Raw genomic sequence first — 21289 nt, 5'->3', positions numbered from 1 at the left:
TTGAGTAACTGCCTACCCATTTTCCGGGAAATGAGTTAACCTATCGCCATGGTCGAGAATCTGCTGGAAATCGACGCCCTGCTCAAGCGATTGACTTCGCTGGAAGCCGAAATTGCCTGCCTGCAAGCCGCGAATGCTTGTCTGCAGGCGGAGAATAGCCGCTTGCAAGCCGCGAATGCCGAATTGCGGCGTCAGCTGGAGCTGAACAGCGGAAACAGCCACAAGCCGCCGAGCAGCGATGGGTATCGAAAGAAGCGAGTGCAGCCGGCCTTGCCCAAGGGCGAGCAGCGGGCGATGGGCGGCCAGTTGGGGCACACCGGCGCGACGCTGCGCCAGGTGGCGCAGCCTGATCGGGTGCGGGTACATTTGTCAGAGCGCTGTCAGGGTGGTGGGCGGGAGGGTGCCCCGAACGAACGGCACGCGGTGGTGAGCCGGCACCAGGTGTTCGCCATTCCGGAGCCGAAGCTGGCAGTGACCGAGCATCGGCTGGGGCTGCACGAATGCTGTGGGCAGCAGCAGCTGGGAGCCTCTCCGGCCGCAGTGGGTAGCCAGGTGCAGTATGGGCCGGGGGTGCGGGCATTGGTCGTGCAGTTGTCGGTGGCTCACAAGATGCCGTTGGCCCAGATTGGCAGTCGGTTCAGCGACCGGTATGGCTACGCACTGAACGACGCGACGGTGGCGGCGCCGCAGGAGCAGCGGTGGCAAGCTGCGGTGGCTGATTTGGACGAGATCGGCCTGCGGGTTGGTGGGCGACTGCAATGGTGGCACACGGCGAGCGACGCCCAGTCCCCCGATTTGGTTGTACATGCGCAGCGCGGCGACCAGGCCTTGCGCAGGGCGTCTTCGATCTTGCCCTTGTTCACCGGCTGGGCCATTCATGACCATCTGGCGGCGGATTACAAGTTCCCGCAAGCGCCACACGGGGCCGGCAATGCGCACATTTTGCGTGCATTGCCGGGCTTGGTGGACAACGGGTCGTCGTGGGCCGGTGCCATGCACACCTGCCTGTTGGAACGCCATGACCAGGCTCGCCCTTTGCCAGGGGAGGCGGCGACAGCGGCACAGCAACGGGATCGGCACATTCTGAGCCAGGCTAAGCAGGAAGCGCCACCCCCTCAACCCCAGACGGGCAGAGGAGGTCCGACAAGCACGCCGGGGCGGAAGCTGCTCCGCCGTCTGACCGAGCATGCGGAAGCCGTTCTGGCCTTCACGCGGGGAGGGCGTGCCGTTCACCAACAATCAGGCCGAACGCGACGTGCGCCCGGCAAAGGTCAAGCAGAAAGTGAGCGGTTGCTTTCGCACGGACCAGGGAGCAAGAGGCTATGCTCGCTGGCAAGCGCTGATTTCCACCTGCCGCGAACAGGGGTGTACTGGCTTTGGGACGCTGCGCAGCCTCTTTGTCCATCACGCAGTCTCCCTACTCGCAGGAGGGTAGGCAGTTACGATTTTGATCTGTAACTATTTAATCATACAATCCGTACTACAGTGGCTCGTTACAAGCTGTGTCCGTGGGAACATTCTTACGATCACCACAGCAAAAAATACTGCTCTTCTAAGCGATAAGGAGCCATCGGATCATAGCATCATCGGTGCGCCAGACCTACGTATCCCCGCCGATCAGTTCATCCGCAGCAGCCAACAATTGTGCGATCCGTTCTAGAGGCGTATTCTTGCTCTTGAGATAGAGTTCGAGCGCGTGTCGTGGTGTAAGACCGGCACGCAACGCTTCAGCAACCCCGGCGAATCGCTGACGAACCGGACGTTCGATATCAAACACAATTGCCGCAATCACTGCCGCACCGGCCTCACGTAACCATTCACGCACGTGGTCTTCACGCAGCAACGTTGCCTGTTCGCGTGACAGTTGCACTTCAACGCGAACCACTGCTTCGCGCAGATCGTGACGATTGATGACGGCACGCAACGCCCCCACCGGATCGCTACTTCGACGCAGATCACGTTCGATACTAACGAACGGGCGTGCCGATAGTTGCACAAATTGCCAGCGTGTTTGTCCCGGCTCCAGCTCAACCAGCACACATCCTTTCGGCTCATCACGTTCACCAAAATCGATCCGCTCGATGCTGCCGGGATAAACAACCGGTGGCCGTTCACCAAGCACCTGATGACGATGAATGTGGCCGAGGGCAACATAATCGACACCGGGCAGAGCCAAGGCCGAACGCGGTAAGCTGAGATCACGACCCAAGATCATCGCCCGCTCAGACCCCAATTGCGCACCTTCGACCGTTCCATGAAAGGCGACCACCGTCGGTATCGTTGCATCGCACTCAGCCACCGCCCGTTCAATAAACTGCTCCAATCGACGACGTAATTCATATTCAATCGTCGCGAATGACACACCGACCATTTCGTCGCGGGTGAGCAACATTTGGCGCGTCACCCACGGCACTGCAATCAGTTGCAGATCGCCACTGCGCGTGGGAAGCCGATACCGACGCAGGCGGTCGGCCACCGTCACCCCTTCGAGGGCCAATGTGGCAAAAATCTCTACTGAGTGAGCGCGCCCTTGCGCCGGTGAGATGTCGTGATTACCGGTAAGGATCACCACCGCTACGCCGGCGTCGCGTAAACGGCGGATGCGCGTCGCAAACTCGCGCTGCACCGTAGGGTTAGGTGAACGGTTTTTATACACATCACCGGCAATCAGGCAAAGATCGATCTGATGATCAAGCCCAACCGTAATTGCCTCGTCAAGTCGGTCAAGATAATCAATCAGACGGGAATGCAAGCCGCGGCGCGGATCGGGCGCACCATAATTTTCGATCCCGAGATGCAAGTCGGCAAGGTGTAACATGCGGATCATGCATATCCTCTCTTGCGGGCAGTGGCAACATCAGCGCACCACACGCAACGTAAAGGGCGACGTCGTGCGTCGCCCCCTTGTCCACTGGGTGTTACTTTGGACAATGGAGAGTCGGCCATCGTGGCAATAACCACGAGCGTGGTAACCAGATCAGAACTGACCGGCGAAATGACATGCCACCCAATGCCCTTTGCGCTTCTCCTCAAACGCCGGTTCCTGCTCTTTACAGATGCTCTTGGCAATCCAGCAACGCGGATGGAAGCGACAACCGCTTGGTGGATTGATCGGACTCGGCACATCACCTTGCAAGACGATCCGTTCGCGCTTCACAAACGGGTTCGGATGGGGAATGGCCGAAATCAACGCTTTCGTATAGGGATGGAGCGGCTCACGAAACAGTTCAACGCTCGTCGTCAGCTCAACCATCTTCCCCAAATACATCACCCCAACCCGATCCGAGATATGCTCGACTACTGCGAGATTATGCGCAATGAACAGGTAAGTCAGACCAAACTCACGCTGGAGCGAGCGTAGCAAATTGAGCACTTGCGACTGGATCGACACATCAAGTGCCGAGACCGGCTCATCGCAGACGATCAGTTTTGGCTCCATAATCAGCGCTCGCGCAATTCCGATACGCTGGCGCTGACCGCCGGAAAACTCATGGGGAAAACGGGTCATGTGTGAAGCGCTCAAGCCAACCTTCGCCAACACTTCACGCACCCGTTCACGCCGTTCGGCCGGTGTCCCAATGCCGTGGATCACCAAACCTTCGGCGACACTCTCACCAATCGTAATGCGGGGATCGAGCGAAGCATAAGGGTCTTGGAAAATGATCTGCATATCGCGGCGCAGTGCCTTCATCTGCCGGCCACTCGCCCGTATCACATCTTGCCCCTCAAAGACTACCTCGCCAGACGTTGCCCGCTCGAGACGCAGCACAGTACGGCCGGTCGTTGTTTTACCACAACCACTCTCACCGACCAAACCGAGCGTCTCACCACGTTTAACGGTAAAGCTCACATCATCAACGGCCCGCACTTCAGCGATTGTGCGCCGCAAAAAACCACCCTTAATGGGGAAGTATTTCTTGAGATGACGTACCTCAAGTAACGTATCGTTCGCCGGTTGCACCACCGGAGTAGTCATTGCCCTCACTCCATGTATCAAAAGCTTTAGCGTCTGCGCGCCATTGTCTCAATCTGCATACAACCAACAGCGCACCCGTCGATTCGATCCCAGCTCGATCATTGGTGGTGGCTGGTCACACTTCTCGAAGCGCTTGCTACACCGTGACGCAAAGCGACAACCCTTCGGGGGATTGATCAGGCTCGGCACCGTCCCGGGAATTACCTCGAGTTCCTCACGTTCATCACCGAGCACCGGCATCGAATTCAGCAAGCCACGAGTATACGGATGCTTCGGATCGCTAAATAGGGACTGCACATCGGCATACTCGACTACCTGGCCGGCGTACATCACCACCACACTATCGGCCATTTCGGCAATCACCCCCATATCGTGAGTGATCAACATAATAGCCGTCTCGATCTTCTCACGCAACTCACGCATGAGGTCGAGGATCTGGGCTTGAATAGTCACATCGAGCGCCGTTGTCGGCTCATCGGCAATCAACAATTCAGGGTTACAGGCCAATGCCATCGCGATCATCACCCGTTGGCACTGACCCCCGGACAATTCATGCGGATACTGACGCATCCGCCGCTGTGGATCGGGCAAGCCAACCATCGAAAGGAGTTCGACACAGCGCTTTTGCGCCTCTTCGCCTTTCAGGCCCTGATGTATTTCCAGCGTCTCGATAATCTGATCGCCGATGCGGAAGACCGGATTCAGCGCTGTCGTCGGTTGCTGAAAGATCATAGCAATCCGATCACCGCGCAACTTCCGCATCTCTTCCGGCTCAAGCGTCAGCAGATCGATCCCATCGAAAATAATCTTTCCTTCGACGATCCGTCCGGGCGGACTCACCAACCGCATAATCGAGAGTGAGGTTACACTCTTGCCTGATCCCGACTCACCGACAATACCGAGGGTTTCGCCGCGGCGCAAGACAAAATCGACACCATCGACCGCCTGCACCACACCCTCTTCGGTAAAGAAATAGGTCTTCAAACCCTCCACACGTAGCAGTTCTATGCCACGTCGGCCGGTTGGGCGCGCCGCGCCCGCTACAACACGAGACTCGGTAGCCACAGGTACTCCATCTATATTCAGCGCTTACGCTCTGTTAGCCGCGCTGCCGCGGATCGAGCGCATCACGCAAACCATCACCGATATAGTTAATCGCAATTGAGGCCACAAGAATGGGTAATGCCGGGATCAGCGGCATCCACGGATACTGAAACATATAGCTCTGCGCATAGCCGAGCATATTACCCCACGTTGGCGTCGGGTCTTGGATGCCGAAGCCGAGAAAACTCAGCGCCGACTCGGCCACCAACGTTCCATTTACACCGAGGGTAAAATCGACGATCATCGGTGGCAATGCGTTAGGAAACACATGGCGGAAGAGAATGCGCGCATTGCTTGCGCCGAGGGCACGAGCCGACTCGATATAGACATTCTCGCGCACCGAAAGCACCATCCCCCGCATCAGACGGGCCGTTCCCGTCCAACCAAAAAATGCCAACACCAAAATCACGGCAAAAATAATCCTGGCTTCACGCTCGGAAACAGCAAACAGAAAGGCCAACAATGAAGCCCCCCAGTCGGGTAATGGCACTGCATTGATATTTTGCACCAAAATCGCCGATAAAATCAGCAAGAGCAGTAACGTCGGGAAGGTCGCCACGATCTCAAGGGTGCGGCTAATGATAGTATCAACCCAGCCGCCGAAATATCCGGCCAGCATACCAAGCAAAATACCAATTGTCGACGCGATAAACGTCGCCGTAAATGCAGTTCCCAGTGACACCCGTGAAGCGTACAGCAGGCGTGTCGCGTAATCACGGCCAAGATGATCGGTACCGAGAATATGCAGACCGCCATCGGCATCAACGCCCATTGGTGTGAGGAAACGACCGGTAAGATTAGGGGTATCGCGTTCGTAAGGTGCGATCAGCGGGGCTGCGGCTGAAAGCAAGAGCAGCGCTGCCAAGAGACCGACACAAAACATTGCCAGCCGATGACGGCGAAAGCGCCGCAAGACAATCGCCCACTGCCCTTCCGAACGTCGGGGGGCGACTTCTTCAAGCGGCACAGCAGTTGTGCTGGTGGCCATTCAATACTCTCCTCGTGTTGATGAACCTATCCCGGCCTCATTGCCGGCAGTAATCTATATGATACCGTACTTTCATCGAGTATGCAGCATAGGTACATTACGTCAAGCGAATCCGTGGGTCAACCACCGTATACAGAATATCGGTGATCAGAATGCCGATCAATAACAGCACCACGTTGATAATCAGCAAAGCCATCACCACATTATAATCGTTACGACCGAGGGCATCAATAAACAAACGACCGATACCTGGCCAATTGAAGACAGTCTCGGTAATCAACGCCCCACTAAAGAGGGCCACCAAAATCCCGGCCAGTAGAGTCACAAACGGAATAAGTGAATTGCGCAGGGCGTGCTTCAAGATAACTACCCGCTCGGCTACACCCTTTGCGCGAGCAGTGCGCACATAATCAAGACTCAAGACCTCGAGCATACTACCGCGCACAAAGCGGCTCCAACCGGCAATATTGATGAATGTCAACACGCCACACGGCATCAAGAACCGCAAGAAACGGTCGAGCAACGAACCGGCCTGCACTGTCCCGATCAGCGGGATCGTATAATCGCGTACTCCTACTGCATCACCGGGGGGCAAATACGGCAAACCGGCATTCTTCGCCAACACCGAGAAGAGCAAAATCGCAAAAATACCGAAGACAAAGCTCGGCAGTGATGCACCGATAAAGGCGACGGTTGTCATAATGTAGTCAAAGCGCGAATACTGTTTTACTGCCGAATAAACGCCGACCGGTACCGCGATGAGGATCGAAAGTAAGATCGACGTCCCCATGAGATATAGGGTATACGGCAAGCGGGTCATAATCAAATCGATCACCGGTCGGCCACGCAGCATCACCTGTGAGATACCAAAATCACCAAAGACAATACCACGACTCACCTTCCGGCCTTCGAGATCGGCCATTGTCACGGGAACTTCGCAACCCTCTTCCACCACCTCGATCCGCCCATCGGGGTAGCGGAGGCGCACCTGGCCGGGCACCGCACAGCCCACCTGCCAATCGGCTCCGATCCCACCAGGGAGTGGCCCGGCCGGCCAACCGATCAACCAGCGGGTAAAGCGAAACGGCAAATAGATATCCAATTCAAACCGTTCGCGGACACGGCGAATATCATCTTCAGAAATACGATTTTGCCCGGCATTTTGACGTTCGGCCAGTAGCTGATCAATCGGCCCACCGGGAACCAGGTACAACAAACCATACGAACAAATTGCTGCGATCAGTGCCACGAGCAGCATTTGTACGAAACGGCGGGCAAGATAACCTGCCATAGGACACTCCTCAAGGGTGGGGAAAGACCAATCGCGGTGCAACGCGAGAGGCTAACCACAGGTATTACGTCTATCAATGCTACACGTGAAGCAAGCGCGGCGATGAGCAAAGATTTGCCCACCGCCGTGCCACTAAGTAGGTAGAACCACTTACTTGGTGAAGAGGTTCATACTGATGTTCTCCCACGTCGGGCTGGCGACCACGAAGGCCTGGATCTCACCACGGTTGCCAGCTTCAATCACGGTTTGCACTTCGGCGCCGGCGCCCAACGTCTCACTACCCAGCACGTCAACTTCACCGGTCAATAACTGGGCTACCGCTTGATTGGTATCGGCGATGAACTTGATAATCACCCGCTTGATCTTTACCTCACCCTTATAGTAGTTGGGGTTGGCCTCAAAGGTCATGCTCTGGCCCTTCACCCACTCCTTCAGGATGTAGGGGCCATTGCTGAGCGGGCGCTCGATGATCTCCGGCAAATTCTGCCACTCGGCAGCCGGCACATCGGCTAGCTTGCGACCATCACTCAACACCTGGTGCGACGGATAGGCACCCAAACCGGCACCGGCAAAGTAGATCGGCCACTGGACACCAGGGTGGAAGGTAACCGTATACTCGGTGTCACTCTTGAAATCAATGCTCTTAATCGAGTTGCAGTATGTCAGCGAGGTCGCACCCGAATCCGGATCGCAGTTGATCTTGTAGGCCAGCTCGAAGTCGGCCTTCTTCAGCGGCTCACCGTCTTCCCATTTAATGCCCGAGATCCACTTATCGGTGACGGTCAGTTGCTTCATCTTGACCGTGCCACTCTGATAGGTGATGGTCTCACCATCAGCGGTGACGATCTCGACACCAGGAGCCAGCGGTACAGCCTCGCCATCAGTGTTCCAAACAATATCACCTTCTTTGACCTCGACATCGGCATTGGTCGCTCGACCACTCTCGATAGTCGAGAGGCCATCAAGACCCACCGGCTGGTAGTCGTAGTCATAAGTGGTTGTTGCCGGAACGCCCAGCAGGTTGACCGCAACGCGCTGTACCGCTGCGCTCTCGATTAGGCTCCACATCGTCTGCGGCTCTTGGGTTAAGCCCAGCACAATTGTGTCACCGTTATCGGTCAGTTCCCACTCATCGGCGTTAGCCGTGTAGTACTCGGTCGGATTAGGCTTAAAGTTCTTCAGCCGGTTGGTAGCAGCATACGTCTCGAGACGGTTGAAGAGGGGCAAGCTCACCATATCCTTGGTGAACTCTTCCTGCACGATCGCATACTGGCGGATGCGCTCGGCCCGGTCGAGGGTGTTGTTCGCAGCAATGATCGCGCGGCTAGCCCGCTCGTTGCACCAGCCCATGTAGTTCTGGCCCTCCCAGTTGTTGGAAGGTAGCGGGATCTGGTTACAGGCATAGAGTGTCTGACCACCGGGGTCGGCCTGACCAGACAAGGCGAAGGCACCCAACTCAAAGTCACGACGGCGCAGACCGGTGCTGCTCCCGAACCACCACGAAGCTGGGGCGTAAGTCGGGATAATCTGGATACCACACGCTGCCATCTGGCGGATGAAGACCGCCGACCATGTCTGGCGGAACTGAGCGTTCGTAGTGGTGAAGCTCAACGACAACGGCTCACCATTCGCGTTCACTCGCACCGAAGCACCTTCCGGCAACTTCCAGCCGGCCTCCTCAAGTAGCGCCTTACCCTTTTCGGGATCAAACGGGTAAACGGTGATGTTCTCCTTCGCCGCCGCCCAGTGCGTTTTCGGCAGGAAGGTATCCATCAACAAGTTCTCTTGCTGCTCAGGGGTGAGATAGGGATACACCGACTGAATCAGTTCAGGGCGGTTGGTGCAATACGCAATCGCCTGCCGTACTCGCACATCACTCAAAATCGGGTGCGGGGTGGTGTATTGCTCGGCCTTCACCTCTTCGGTGACAACGACCGTCTCGCGCACCGGCTCGGCCGTCTGCACGACGACCACCGTCTCACGGATAACCTGGGGTTGAGCAGCACCACCACCACAAGCCGCCAACATAGGAATGATCATTGCCATTGTCGTCGCAACGGCTATGATCCGTTTGGTAAAGCTAGCCATCTGTCTTTGTCCTCCTTGACACTGAGGGCAACGAAACCAACGGTTTCCAGTCTTGTGCTATTGCTCTGCCGATTGGCCGCTCCATTGCGTTCTAAGTTCGCCGCATCACCCCCTTTCCAGATCCTGCATGCCATAGATGCCCAACTACAAAGATGCACTACCGAGCTAGAACACTAGCCCTTTTTTGTGGACGAACGTGTAGCATGAGGCGAGGTGCGGCGACAATCGCGAGCATTGGTGACGAAGACTGTACATCGTTAGGCGGGATTATAACGGTTGTTTCTGCGACTGTCAACCACGGCAACAAATTTGCAGAATATATGTATCTACATCTTACTATGCTTGTGCACCATTCACAAATGAATGCAAGACATCTTCCGGTGACTTCGAGATTATGTATCTACGTTTTTACTATGCTTGCGCGCCATAGCTAGCCATGTTATGATCGGGGCACTGGCAAGCGACAGCAGGAATGCTATGGTTTCGGCACAGGCACCGCAGCTTATCTTGGCTTCAGCCTCACCGCGCCGACGTGAATTGCTGGCACGTCTAGGTGTTGGCTACACGTGGGTAGCGAGTACGGCTGAGGATCATCCGCCACCACCTCTGCCCAACTTGCGCGAACACCTTCCTCCGCTACCGGTTGACCTGCCGGCAGATGATCACCCTACGCTGGTCGCCTGGCGAAAGGCAGACGATATTAGTCGCCAGCACCCAGATGCGATGGTGTTGGCTGCCGATACCGAAGTTGTTATCGATGGTATGGTGCTTGGTAAGCCTCATGATGAAGACCATGCCCGTGCGATGATCCGCCGCTTGGCCGGGCGAACACATACGGTACTCACCGGGTTATGTTTGCTTATGCCGCTCACATTTGGTGTTGATGGAATCGTCTATGAGAGACGGCGAGCATTGTTCGATCTGGTTGCCAGCCGAGTACGATTCCGTTCGCTGAGCGATGAGGAGATCGCTGCGTATGTCGCCTTGGGTGAGTCGCTTGATAAGGCGGGGGGATATGGCTTGCAGAGTGGTGGTGCAGCTCTGATCGCATCTATCGAAGGGAGCTACACGAATGTCGTAGGATTCCCCCTCCTGGCGGTAGCCCGTTTGCTCCGAACTGCCGGCATTACCCCACCCGTTGATCCGATACAGGCATATGCGACATGGTTGTGCAGTCAGGGAAAGGAACCGGCGCCATGGCCAACTCAACCGTAGTTGCGAAACTGTTGATCGTCGATGACCATCCGCTCTTTCGACAAGGCGTGCGCTGGGCGCTTTCGTACGAACCGGCTATTCAGATCGTGGGCGAAACTGCCAACGGTGAAGAAGCATTACGCTGGTTAGCTCAAGTCGATCCGAGCCTCGAACCGAATGTGGTATTGGTTGATCTGAACTTACCCGGTATGAGCGGTCTCGAACTGACCCGTCAGATTCGCCGGCAATATGCGAGTATTGCAGTTGTTATGCTCAGCATGCACGAAAATGACGAGGCGGCGTTCAATGCACTACGTGCGGGAGCAGCCGCGTATCGCTCAAAAGACATTAAACCGGCAGCACTGGCCGACATCATTCGTCGGGTCGCACGTGGCGAGTACGTAATCAACGATGTACTGCTGGAGGAACCGCGCATTGCCGGTCGTATCCTTTCGCAGTTCCGCAGCTTACCTGAAGTACAAACGCTGTCCGGCGAGCTTGGCATGCCGATTTTTACCCCGCTCAGTGAACGCGAGATTGAGGTCCTTGAGCGGATTGCCGCCGGTAGTAGTAACAAAGAAATTGCCGATGCCCTCGGCATCAGCACTCAAACGGTGAAAAACCACATTTCGTCGATCTTGCGCAAATTGTCACTGAACGACCGGACCCAAGCCGTTATTTTTGCCCTTCGGCGTGGTTGGATCGAGACACCACAAGAGATTCAGCCGGGTTCAGCTGAGGAATGAACGCCTCTCATTCTAACTAAAACACTGATGGACGTTCGGTTAGCTTCTGATTAATGGTCGCTTGGATTGTCTCGCGTACCTGCTCTGATAGGGCAAGTACAGTAATCGGATCATCGGCGGCGTCGGGTCCGTACACACCGGTATCAATCGGCGGACAAAACGTAATATACCAATGTGTCGGTAAAGGAATAACACCAAGCAACCCAAACCAAGGAAAGAAGGGTGTCAACGGAAAGTAGGGAAAGCCGAATAGTTTCGCGATCCCTTCCGCATTTGCCAACATCGGATAGATCTCTTCGGCACCGACAACGGCCACCGGCACAATCGGTGCTTGAGTGCGGAGGGCAGCTTGCACAAACCCACCACGTCCAAACCGAGCCAGTTTGTAACGATCTTTAAACAGCTTTCCTACCCCTTTCAGACCTTCCGGGAAAACGCATACCAGCTCATCACGTTCGAGGAGGCGAATGGCATTTTCGGGAATACCCGGAACCTGCCCTAAAGCAGCGAGTGTCGGTGCAATCACCGGTAATGTGGTGAACCAGTGGAGATGGAGTGAGCGAACGATCCGCTCATTTTGGGCCGGATGGTCATTAGCCACTGCGGTAGCGATCATCGCCCCATCCCACGGTAGTACTCCGCTATGATTTGCCACCAGTAACGCACGACCTTCAGACGGCACATGCTCTAGACCCGTCGTGGTTACGCGCCACCAAGTGCGGTACATAAAGGTAAGGAAGGGGCGCGCCACTTCGATAATATCGCGATCCATGCCGAACGGATCGGTCGTGTAATCACCGCGCAATCGGCGTTGAATAAATTGCACCTGTTCATCGATCTGGTAACGCAAGACCATTCCAATTCCACGCCAGAAATCGGGATCAAGATAATCACGCAGATCGACATCTTGCAACATGCTATTCACGCGCTCGATTTGCGCTGCGGTCATACGTTGCAGATTTTCGCCGATGAGGCGCACTACGCCGGCGGCAAAATTACCCAATGCAGCTTGCGGACCGGTTTGTTGCTCGCTGTGTTGACGAATGTCGATTTCGACCTCGAAGAGTTGTTCGGCAGTTGAGCCTGATGGTTGCGGCGATTCCCACTCAACCGATACCGCCGACGGCGGATCGGTCGCTTCTCGATAATCGGCAGCCTCTTCAACGCTTGCCGTATGATCGGGTGAAGCAACCGCAGGTGCAGGTACTTCTGATTCAATCTCTACTGGAACTGCTTTAGTCCGCCCACGTCGACGAGGGCGACGCACCTCTGATTCCGCAAAAGCCGACTCCTGATAATCTTCATTCATTACGTACGCCTCCTGCGCTGTAAAAACTCCTTCAGTGCCTGCGCGGCTGCTGCCCGCTCCGCTTCCGGTGAGCGCGGCATAAGCGAATCGAGGGCAGTAACCATTTCGTACTGCACCGACCAGCCTAATAAGCGACAGGCGCGCTGGGGATCGATAGTACAGCGGTAACGCAAGAAATCGGTATCGAACGGCCATCCAGTCGGCGGTTGGTTGTCAAACAATGGCCCGACCACCGATGACGGCTGCTTACCGAGCCGACGAATGACTTGACTGAGCGGCATCGGCTGTTCAGGAGCAATATTAAACGCACCGCCGGTCGGTCGATCAACTACCGCGAGCACAGCACGAGCAGCATCATCAACGTGCAGCAACTGGATCATCGGGTCAAATCCAAACAGCATTGGCGGTGAAGGTGCATTGAGATACCGCATGAGGGGCGTGTCGTGTAGGAGTAATGGCACATAACGCAGTAGTGTCACCGTTATGTGGGGATGATGTGCAGCAAAATCGGCAACAACCTGCTCTATTTCGCCCAACGTGCGCAACACGCCGTGACGATGTTGGATCGTGATCGGACGATCTTCGGTAATGAACAACGGATTCAGCGGACTCGCCCCGTAGATCCAGCCATGACTACGCACAACAATATGGCGAACGCCGGCTGCTCGGCAGGCACCAAGCAACTGCATCGTTCTGATGACATTGTGCTGGACGGTCGTCTCGTGATCGGGTAACGGTCTATCAAAACCGAGCAGATCGAAATGGATCACCGTTTCGATCTGTTCGGCGCGCAACAATTCAATCCACTGCTGGCGATCAAGGTGCGCAACCAGCCAATCGGCGCGGCCAATCGGCCCAGGCGGAGGTTGTGTACCGAGCACGATCACCTCGTGGGTTTGGCTTAGCAACTGGGCCGACCGCACACTCAACGCCCCGGTCGCGCCGTTAATCAACACCCGTGTCATGACACCATTTCCACATTCTCGCGCAGCCAGCGCTCAAGCTCTTCTCGATCCATATCACCATGGCTTAAGGCACGAAAGACCCACTCAATTTCATCTGGGCCAACTTCAGGCCGTAAACTGGCGCCATTAATAGCGAGGAACCGTAACAACGCGAAAAACGCCGTTGCCTCATTGGCAAAATTAAACGGATGGTGCTTGACAATCATGAAGGTAAGCACAGCCGCCTTACTGCACAGATCGGGATACAGTTCTGAACCGAAGAGAATCTGGCGTGGTGCTTGCAGTGCCATTTGCAAGCGATCTTGGCTTTTGATACCGAACAAACCACCGTAGCGCTCGATCACGAATGTGTGCAAATCGAGCAGTTCATCAGGCGAAAGGTAGGTGATCGGAGTTGCATCTTCGTCCAACATACGCCAGCACTCTACCGGAACCATAGGCTCAAATCCCAATGATCTGACGAAACGCCCGGTCGTACTGATCGCACATCGTTTCGGCCCATGCGCGTAGATGAGGACTCATCGGCCGGCGGATCAACAATTCACGCTCGGTAAAGACTAACTCGATCACCTCTTCATTCCCAAGACCAATTGCCTCGATCCAGCGTTGCACAACCGCCGGCAAACTCTCACGCTCGACCGTAAACGAGCGGGGCATAGGTGCCTCCTTTCTGGGTACGGTTTGCCAGCACCGCATAGATTGCAAACCAGCGTGGGGTTATCCCCGTCCTTCCAACCGTTCCCGTAGATGCGGGAAGAGGATCACTTCACGGATGGATGCTTGGTCGGTGAGAACCATCACCAATCGATCGATCCCGATACCAAGACCACCGGTTGGTGGCATCCCATAGCGTAGTGCATTGATAAAATCTTCGTCCATCTGATGTGCTTCTTCATCACCGGCCGCAAACGCCCGTAACTGTTCACGGAAACGCTCTTCCTGATCAAAGGGATCGTTAAGCTCGGTAAATGCATTCCCGATCTCCATTCCAGCGATAAACGCCTCGAAGCGTTCGGCGAAATCGGGCCGACCGGGAATCCGCTTAGCCAGCGGCGACATTGCCACCGGATAATCGATGATAAACGTAGGCCGGAAAAGATGGGGCTGAACAAACTCCGAGAAGAGTTCATCAACCTGTTTAGCCCATGACGTTTTTCGATCAACCCGCAGACCACGATCGGCAATCGCGGCATGCAACGAATCCAGATCGGTATGCCGGGTAATATCGATACCAGTATGCTCAACAATCGCATCAGCCATTGCGATCCGTGGCCATGGCGGGCGAACATCAAGTTCGCGTCCCTGGTAGCTAACCGTTGTCGTGCCGTGAACGGCGAGACAAATCTCACCCACCATCTCTTCGACGAGGGTCATCATAGCGTGATAATCGGCATACGCCTGATAACACTCCATCATCGTAAACTCAGGGTTGTGGGATCGATCAACACCTTCGTTACGAAAGTTTTTACCGATCTCATACACGCCGGGAAAACCACCGACGATCAACCGCTTGAGGTAGAGTTCCGTGGCGATCCGGAGATAGAGATTCTGACCAAGTGCATTATGGTACGTAATAAACGGACGCGCAGCAGCACCACCGTAGATCGGTTGCAAAACCGGCGTCTCGACCTCAAGAAAGCCACGATCGTCAAGCACGCGCCGCATCGTGCTAATCACCTGCGCACGGGCACGAAAAATATCGCGTCGCTCGCGGTTGACGATCAGGTCGAGGTAACGTTGACGATGGCGCTCTTCAACATCTTGCAGACCGGCCCACTTTTCCGGTGGCGGATTAATCGCCTTAGCCAACACGGCCATCTCGCGCACGAATAACGAACGCTCACCGGTCTTGGTGCGACGGAGGGTACCGGTTGCTTGGACAATATCGAACGTATCGATCTGGTCGCGAAAGCGCTCAAACCACTCATCACCGAGATCGGCTCGGCTCAGCCAGAGCTGAATTTCACCGGTACCGTCTTCGATATGGGCAAACGCAATTTTACCCATCACGCGGCGCGCGCCGATAATCCGCCCGGCGAGGGTTACGACGGCTTCACCAGCGGCAAGTTCATCAAACGCAGCGAGTACCTGACCGATAGTATGGCTACGCCGGCAACGTGGGGGGTATGGATCGAGACCGGCAGCGCGCAATTGTTCGAGTTTGGCAGCGCGTTGGGCTTGTAGGTCGTTTAATTCCATAACCAACATCTTGCATTGCTTGTACCGGCATATTCCTATCGTGCCGGTGTAGTTGCTTTCATTATAACGGAAAAAGCAACACTGCCGAAAAAGGGGACACAACCAAACAGAAAGGGGCGAAAACCGCCCCTTGTTTACCTCGATGACGTTGCGCACACGAGCCCTAACGCACTTTAAGGATTGTCAACTTCATCACCCCAGAGGGAGTATGCACCGTGACCTTATTGCGGGCCCGTTTGCCCAGCAGAGCAGCGCCAATCGGCGATTCATTTGAGATACGACCTTGACGGGGATTAGCCTCGGCGCTGCCGACGATTGTCCACGTCTCTTCTGAACCATCATCTTCAAAGCGTACCGTTACCGAAGAGCCGATGCGTACTTCGCCTGTACTTGCCTGATCTTCATCAATAATTTCAGCGCGTGAGAGCAGGTGCTTCAGCTCACGGATTCGGCCTTCGAGCAACGCTTGGGCCTTTTTAGCGTCTTCGTATTCACCGCTCTCAGAAATGTCGCCCAATTCTTTCGCCGCAGCAATCCGCTCGGCGATTTGCTTGCGCTCCACCGTCATAAGGTGCTCAAGCTCGGCTTCAAGGCGGGCGCGGCCTTCACGAGTCAGGTATGTCGGCTTCTCTGTCATCCTACTGCCTCTACGCTGCCCATGCCGCGCAAACGAGCGGCTGGGAATTTCTCAATATAAAAAGAATAACTGAGAGCGATTCTCTCAGTTAGAGTAAGGAGCTAAGTCGTTGCCGACTCTGTTGCTCCTAGCCACAATTATATGGGCTCGAAGGCGATTTGTAAAGATGGTGATAACCGCGATCACCCTTGCTCGCACAAATATGCTATAATCATGCCACATATCTACTGGTAGATAGCCGGTGAACCATGGCCTCACGCAGCGGGAATAAATCAGAAAGTAAGCGGCGATCCAACGGCAGTCGCAGCCGCAAGAGGAGCGCGAAGACGAGCTGGGCTATCTCGTTGCGACCCGAACATCAGCGAGAGCTATTTGCGCTGGGGTTGATTCTGATCGCTGCGATCACGATCATCTTCGTCGTGACCGGCGAGTCAGGTCGGATCGGCGATCTATATCTTAATGGTGTTCGCTCGCTGTTTGGCGCAGGGATCTTCTTTATCCCGCTCACCCTCGTGCTGATCGGGATCGCTATTCTCTGGCAAGAGCAGTTGAGCGATGCCAGTCTGAGTGGGGCAAACGTCCTCGGTACTCTACTGATACTTCTTGCTATACTTGGCTTGCTCGAAGTACCGGTACACAACATTGCCATCGGTGACCGGTTGAACGAGGGTGGTGGTTGGATCGGCTATTGGCTGTGCGAGACACTGTACATAGCTATCGGGCAGATCGCGGCAGTGGTTGTGATCCTGGCCCTAGGCTTTGTCGGTGTATTGCTCACCTTCAACCTCACCGTGCGCGAGCTGACTGTAGGTATGGTTGAGCGGACGATAGCGCTCTGGCAGTTCATGTGGAGCGCACCACGTCGCACACCACCACCGACAACCTCAACCCGACGCTCGATCTCCGATCTGGTGTTTGCCCCACCGCCGCAAGGGGAAATTGATGATATTATCCCAACCCCCATCGCCGCTCGCCCAACTCGGGCCAGTCTTTTCCAACGACCTACACCTGAGTTACCACCACCATCAACCAAACCGCCCGAACCGGCCAAACCCCTCACACCAACGAAGCCCGAACCGACTCAAGAGATCGTACAAGAACCACTCGACGGCTTTGAGATTTCGCCGGTACGCCGGGCATGGCCCCTGCCATCGCTTGATCTGCTCCTCGAGCGAACGATAGAGGGGGGGATCACCGATGAAGAACGTCGGTTGAAAGCGCGCGTGATCGAAGAGACACTGGCAAGCTTTAAAGTCGAGGCACGGGTCGTCGGTGTCAATACCGGACCGGCAGTAACGCAGTTTGAATTGCAGCCGGCAGTTGGGGTGAAAGTAGCCAAAATCATGACCCTCGAACGCGACCTGGCGCTGGCACTCGCCGCGCAATCGATCCGGATCGAGGCACCGATTCCAGGGAAGAATGTAGTCGGGATCGAGATTCCCAACAGCGCCATCGCGATGGTCACGCTGCGTGAAGTGCTCGATAGTGAAGAGTACGAACTCCATCGCGGGCGGCTCAAGTTACCGCTCGGCAAGGATGTGAGTGGCACCCCGATCATTGCCGATCTGACCAAAATGCCGCACTTGCTGGTGGCCGGGGCAACCGGTTCAGGTAAATCGGTAGCAATTAATGCCTTCCTCTGCGGGCTACTCCTGAAACACACTCCTGATGAGCTGAAGCTGATCTTGATCGACCCGAAGATGGTCGAGATGATTGTCTACAATCATATTCCCCACCTCCTTTCGCCGGTGGTCACCGAGGTCGAGCGAGTTGTACCGACCCTCAAATGGGCAACCCGTGAGATGGAACGGCGCTATAAAGTGTTTGCACGCAATGGGTGTCGCAATATTGACAGCTACCGACAACTGATGCGCAAACGGGCCGATCTTGAGCCGATGCCCTATATCGTAATAGTCATTGATGAGCTGGCCGATTTGATGATGATGGCCGCCGATGAAGTCGAGACCTACATCTGCCGCTTGGCGCAGATGGCTCGTGCCACCGGAATCCATCTGATCATCGCCACGCAACGCCCCTCGGTGGATGTCATTACCGGTCTGATCAAGGCCAACTTCCCCTCACGCATCGCTTTTGCCGTCACATCACAAGTTGATAGTCGCGTGATTCTCGACGTACCGGGCGCCGAACATCTGTTAGGGCGGGGTGATATGCTGTATATGGCCGCCGATTCGGCAAAGCTGATCCGCATTCAGGGCACCTATGTGGCCGATCATGAGGTCGAACGGATCGTTGAGTTCTGGCGTAACGCATCGCCACCGACCGAATCGACATCTGGTGAGCAGCATACCGGTGGCACAAGCCAGCCAACGGCCGGGGGCGAGGGCTTCCAACCTCCGGCAGAGTTCCTCTCACCTGCCGAACAAGATGAACTATTACCACAAGCGATTGCGTTGGTCTCACAACACCAGCGTGCTTCAGCTTCGCTCTTGCAACGACGCTTACGGATTGGGTATTCCAAAGCGCAACAGTTGATCGATCTGCTTGAACAGCAGGGGTATGTTGGTCCTGCCGATGGGAGTCGTTCACGTGAGGTTTTGCGCCACGACGGTCTCTCCTCGATAAGAGAGAACGGCTGAGCCGTATTTACGCAGGTCGTCGGTAGCAGTAGGTTGCGCTTTTCTCGTTTCTGTCGCGCAAAGCGCAACGATTCGGTGAGCCGTGGCGTCTGATCGATGATCATCGGCAACACAGGATACCATCTCACCACACACCAACACCACCAGGAGGAAGCGGTAATGGCGATCGAAGATTTTTATACTCGTGCGCGCCAACTATTGGCGAATCTGCTGGCCGAGACACCTAAAGCCGATCGCGAGCAATTGCTTGATGCTTACGCCGAATTGCTCACCCGACTCCACGCCGAAGAGGCCCATCGGATGCTCCATGAGGTGATCGAAGATGCCCGCACCCGTCTCGATGCGCGCCTCTCGCCCGACCCGATCCGGCAGACAATCGCCGGTGTGCAGACGACGCTACAGGACCTATGGAATAGCTTGTGGCGGTAACCGTGCAATACAGCGTTAACCTTCATCAGAATATCGATACGGAGCACCACAAATGGATCTCTTTCGCGAAAAACTGCACCAAGCCGGCGAATTGCTCGCCGCACACGACCTTGATCTCTGGCTGATCTTCGTCCGCGAAACGTCAGAGCACACCGACCCGGCGTTAAAACTGCTTGGTCATTTTTCCTTGACGTGGCCGACGGCCATTGCCGTGACACGTGATGGGCACGCCTTTGCCCTGACCGGTCTGGGCGATGATGATGCAGTGCGCTGTACCGGCCTATTCGATGAAGTGCAGCCATACACGCAGAGTATTGGCCCTGAGCTGGTCAGATTGTTGCAACGTCTCGACCCCAAACGGATTGGGATCAATATTAGCCGGAGTGATGTCAGTGCCGACGGATTGACCTACGGTATGTACCTTAACCTATGCGATTACCTTGATGGTACACCGTATCGTGACCGTCTCGTTTCGGCGGAGCATTTTGTAGCGGCGCTGCGCAGCCGTAAGACGCCACAAGAGGTGGCGCGGATGCGAGCCGCCGCCGAGTTGAGCATGCGCATTTTTACCGCAGTAGGTGATTTTCTGCGCCCTGGGGTGAGTGAACGCGAGGTAGCCGCCTTTGTGCACGCGCAAACTGCGGCTGCCGGTGCGACTACAGCGTGGGATCCCACTCACTGCCCTGGTCTGAACGCCGGTCCCAATTCGCCGTGGGGTCATACCGGTCCATCAGACGAAATCATGCGCCCCGGTGAAATCTTCCACATGGATTTTGGCGTGCAGATCGACGGCTACTGCTCAGACCATCAGCGGGTCTGGTATTGCTTACGCCCCGGTGAGGACGAACCACCTGCGGAAGCCCAGCATGCATTCAATGCGGTGAAGGCTGCTATTCGAGCAGCGGCAGCGGCCATCCGACCCGGCGTTGTCGGTTGGGAGATCGATGCCGTTGCGCGCCAGACGATTACGGCTGCCGGCTACCCGGAATACCCTCACGCTCTCGGTCATCAGGTTGGACGAGCCGTGCATGACGGTGGTGTGGGCTTCTACCCTCGCTGGGAGCGCTACGGTGATAAGCCGTATGGCACCATTGATTCAGGGATGATCTTGACGCTCGAGCTTGGCGTGCGCACACGCTACGGCTATATTTCGCTTGAAGAAGAGATTCTAGTAACACCGGACGGTTGCGAGTGGATCGGTCCGCCACAAGAGGAGTTGTGGTTGATCCGGTGAGGTGTGTAGTTGGGTCAACGATGATATTGCTGAGACCGAGTCGCTGATGTCCCGCAGGCGTGGACAGATAGACTGACAGGGTACGCGGCCTTTCGCGCATGTGATCTGCCCTTATTCACCAGATGATGATAAAATCCTACCAGCTCTGATCACAGAGAGCTGGCAGGGATGAATAGTTTACCGGAGATGGAGTACGCATTCGTGACGGCGCCGCCATCGATTCATACCGCGTGAGTGAAACAGACCTGCTCGCTGCGGAACTGTTCCTCGTTACATGCCGATGCCGCTCATCTCACTGCATTCCTCTTTCGTGAGAATGGTTTTGGTGCTCCGGTAACAACTACAAATAGATCGGCGAATTACCCGCAGTGTTTGCGAACGATGATCGGTTAGATCCCGGTGCGACGCGAGGCCGGTACGTGGTACCATTGAGGTGATGACATTACATTGTTTGTGTAACATGCCACAAGATTCCGCTGATAGATTATGGTATACTACTGCCATATCAACGCACAGCGTGATGCTAGCGGGC

General features: G+C 55.6%; 17 protein-coding genes and 1 pseudogene. 6 read left to right on the top strand and 12 right to left on the bottom strand.

The features are described 5' to 3' along the window. The first annotated feature begins 48 nt into the window (after positions 1–48). Positions 49–1435, top strand: a pseudogene (locus ACP5OT_RS11190) (IS66 family transposase). 165 nt (positions 1436–1600) lie between these two features. Here ACP5OT_RS11190 and ACP5OT_RS11185 read toward each other — a convergent pair. The 6 genes from ACP5OT_RS11185 to ACP5OT_RS11160 form a co-directional block, all read right to left on the bottom strand. Beyond that, a complete protein-coding gene (locus ACP5OT_RS11185) occupies positions 1601–2827 on the bottom strand; it encodes a metallophosphoesterase family protein (protein ID WP_428112044.1) in 1227 nt (408 codons plus the stop codon). A gap of 150 nt (positions 2828–2977) precedes the next feature. Continuing rightward, on the bottom strand, positions 2978–3976 hold the full coding sequence (locus tag ACP5OT_RS11180; RefSeq protein ID WP_428132150.1) for an ABC transporter ATP-binding protein: 999 nt from the start codon (positions 3974–3976) through the stop codon (positions 2978–2980). A gap of 48 nt (positions 3977–4024) precedes the next feature. Then, the gene (locus ACP5OT_RS11175; protein ID WP_428112050.1) at positions 4025–5041 is read right to left on the bottom strand and encodes an ABC transporter ATP-binding protein; all 1017 of its coding nucleotides are present in this window, start codon (positions 5039–5041) and stop codon (positions 4025–4027) included. Positions 5042–5075: 34 nt separating this feature from the next. After that, entirely contained in the window at positions 5076–6068 is a 993-nt protein-coding gene (locus tag ACP5OT_RS11170; RefSeq protein ID WP_287905801.1) for an ABC transporter permease, read from the bottom strand. Between the two features lie 97 nt (positions 6069–6165). Beyond that, positions 6166–7359: an ABC transporter permease gene (locus tag ACP5OT_RS11165; protein ID WP_015941099.1), complete on the bottom strand. Its 1194-nt coding sequence runs from the start codon at positions 7357–7359 to the stop codon at positions 6166–6168. Between the two features lie 150 nt (positions 7360–7509). Beyond that, positions 7510–9447: an ABC transporter substrate-binding protein gene (locus ACP5OT_RS11160; protein ID WP_428132147.1), complete on the bottom strand. Its 1938-nt coding sequence runs from the start codon at positions 9445–9447 to the stop codon at positions 7510–7512. Between the two features lie 477 nt (positions 9448–9924). Between ACP5OT_RS11160 and ACP5OT_RS11155 the strand changes: the two genes are divergently transcribed. Next, positions 9925–10662, top strand: coding sequence for a Maf family protein (locus tag ACP5OT_RS11155; RefSeq protein WP_424675708.1), 738 nt, complete (start codon positions 9925–9927; stop codon positions 10660–10662). Then, a complete protein-coding gene (locus ACP5OT_RS11150) occupies positions 10644–11387 on the top strand; it encodes a response regulator (protein ID WP_424675707.1) in 744 nt (247 codons plus the stop codon). Before ACP5OT_RS11155 ends, ACP5OT_RS11150 begins: the two co-directional genes overlap by 19 nt. A 16-nt stretch (positions 11388–11403) precedes the next feature. Here the strand turns inward: ACP5OT_RS11150 and ACP5OT_RS11145 are convergent, their stop codons facing one another. The 6 genes from ACP5OT_RS11145 to greA form a co-directional block, all read right to left on the bottom strand. Further along, positions 11404–12696: a lysophospholipid acyltransferase family protein gene (locus tag ACP5OT_RS11145; RefSeq protein ID WP_424675706.1), complete on the bottom strand. Its 1293-nt coding sequence runs from the start codon at positions 12694–12696 to the stop codon at positions 11404–11406. Beyond that, positions 12696–13661 carry an NAD-dependent epimerase/dehydratase family protein gene (locus tag ACP5OT_RS11140; protein ID WP_424675705.1) on the bottom strand — a complete coding sequence of 322 codons (966 nt, stop codon included), beginning with the start codon at positions 13659–13661 and terminating at the stop codon, positions 12696–12698. The genes ACP5OT_RS11145 and ACP5OT_RS11140 overlap by 1 nt, the downstream gene beginning before the upstream one ends. Continuing rightward, positions 13658–14098 (bottom strand): type II toxin-antitoxin system death-on-curing family toxin, encoded by a 441-nt coding sequence (locus ACP5OT_RS11135; RefSeq protein ID WP_428132144.1) that lies wholly within the window; start codon positions 14096–14098, stop codon positions 13658–13660. Before ACP5OT_RS11135 ends, ACP5OT_RS11140 begins: the two co-directional genes overlap by 4 nt. Positions 14099–14102: 4 nt before the next feature. Further along, on the bottom strand, positions 14103–14318 hold the full coding sequence (locus tag ACP5OT_RS11130) for a hypothetical protein (RefSeq protein ID WP_015941091.1): 216 nt from the start codon (positions 14316–14318) through the stop codon (positions 14103–14105). Positions 14319–14378: 60 nt separating this feature from the next. Further along, positions 14379–15860: a lysine--tRNA ligase gene (gene lysS, locus ACP5OT_RS11125; protein ID WP_424675703.1), complete on the bottom strand. Its 1482-nt coding sequence runs from the start codon at positions 15858–15860 to the stop codon at positions 14379–14381. 163 nt (positions 15861–16023) lie between these two features. Beyond that, the gene (gene greA / locus ACP5OT_RS11120) at positions 16024–16497 is read right to left on the bottom strand and encodes a transcription elongation factor GreA (RefSeq protein ID WP_287905809.1); all 474 of its coding nucleotides are present in this window, start codon (positions 16495–16497) and stop codon (positions 16024–16026) included. A gap of 248 nt (positions 16498–16745) precedes the next feature. Here greA and ACP5OT_RS11115 point away from each other — a divergent pair, with 248 nt between their 5' ends. The 3 genes from ACP5OT_RS11115 (at position 16746) to ACP5OT_RS11105 (ending at position 20757) form a co-directional block, all read left to right on the top strand. Beyond that, the gene (locus ACP5OT_RS11115) at positions 16746–19094 is read left to right on the top strand and encodes a DNA translocase FtsK (protein WP_428132142.1); all 2349 of its coding nucleotides are present in this window, start codon (positions 16746–16748) and stop codon (positions 19092–19094) included. Between the two features lie 159 nt (positions 19095–19253). Further along, positions 19254–19523 carry a hypothetical protein gene (locus ACP5OT_RS11110; protein ID WP_287905811.1) on the top strand — a complete coding sequence of 90 codons (270 nt, stop codon included), beginning with the start codon at positions 19254–19256 and terminating at the stop codon, positions 19521–19523. Between the two features lie 52 nt (positions 19524–19575). Continuing rightward, positions 19576–20757 carry a M24 family metallopeptidase gene (locus ACP5OT_RS11105; RefSeq protein WP_424675701.1) on the top strand — a complete coding sequence of 394 codons (1182 nt, stop codon included), beginning with the start codon at positions 19576–19578 and terminating at the stop codon, positions 20755–20757. Positions 20758–21289: the final 532 nt, after the last annotated feature.

This window comes from Chloroflexus sp., from assembly GCF_049970315.1.
In the GTDB taxonomy this organism is placed as follows: Bacteria; Chloroflexota; Chloroflexia; order Chloroflexales; family Chloroflexaceae; genus Chloroflexus.
This window is presented reverse-complemented; position numbering and strand designations above follow the sequence as displayed.

Coding starts and splice junctions, on each gene's coding strand:
- ACP5OT_RS11150 (WP_424675707.1), top strand. CDS start 10,644: ATGGCCAACTCAACCGTAGTTGCGAAACTGTTGATCGTCGATGACCAT.
- ACP5OT_RS11110 (WP_287905811.1), top strand. CDS start 19,254: ATGGCGATCGAAGATTTTTATACTCGTGCGCGCCAACTATTGGCGAAT.
- ACP5OT_RS11160 (WP_428132147.1), bottom strand. CDS start 9,447: ATGGCTAGCTTTACCAAACGGATCATAGCCGTTGCGACGACAATGGCA.
- lysS (WP_424675703.1), bottom strand. CDS start 15,860: ATGGAATTAAACGACCTACAAGCCCAACGCGCTGCCAAACTCGAACAA.
- ACP5OT_RS11115 (WP_428132142.1), top strand. CDS start 16,746: ATGGCCTCACGCAGCGGGAATAAATCAGAAAGTAAGCGGCGATCCAAC.
- ACP5OT_RS11170 (WP_287905801.1), bottom strand. CDS start 6,068: ATGGCCACCAGCACAACTGCTGTGCCGCTTGAAGAAGTCGCCCCCCGA.
- ACP5OT_RS11130 (WP_015941091.1), bottom strand. CDS start 14,318: ATGCCCCGCTCGTTTACGGTCGAGCGTGAGAGTTTGCCGGCGGTTGTG.
- ACP5OT_RS11185 (WP_428112044.1), bottom strand. CDS start 2,827: ATGATCCGCATGTTACACCTTGCCGACTTGCATCTCGGGATCGAAAAT.
- ACP5OT_RS11155 (WP_424675708.1), top strand. CDS start 9,925: ATGGTTTCGGCACAGGCACCGCAGCTTATCTTGGCTTCAGCCTCACCG.
- ACP5OT_RS11165 (WP_015941099.1), bottom strand. CDS start 7,359: ATGGCAGGTTATCTTGCCCGCCGTTTCGTACAAATGCTGCTCGTGGCA.
- greA (WP_287905809.1), bottom strand. CDS start 16,497: ATGACAGAGAAGCCGACATACCTGACTCGTGAAGGCCGCGCCCGCCTT.
- ACP5OT_RS11135 (WP_428132144.1), bottom strand. CDS start 14,098: ATGGTTCCGGTAGAGTGCTGGCGTATGTTGGACGAAGATGCAACTCCG.
- ACP5OT_RS11180 (WP_428132150.1), bottom strand. CDS start 3,976: ATGACTACTCCGGTGGTGCAACCGGCGAACGATACGTTACTTGAGGTA.
- ACP5OT_RS11145 (WP_424675706.1), bottom strand. CDS start 12,696: ATGAATGAAGATTATCAGGAGTCGGCTTTTGCGGAATCAGAGGTGCGT.
- ACP5OT_RS11105 (WP_424675701.1), top strand. CDS start 19,576: ATGGATCTCTTTCGCGAAAAACTGCACCAAGCCGGCGAATTGCTCGCC.
- ACP5OT_RS11140 (WP_424675705.1), bottom strand. CDS start 13,661: ATGACACGGGTGTTGATTAACGGCGCGACCGGGGCGTTGAGTGTGCGG.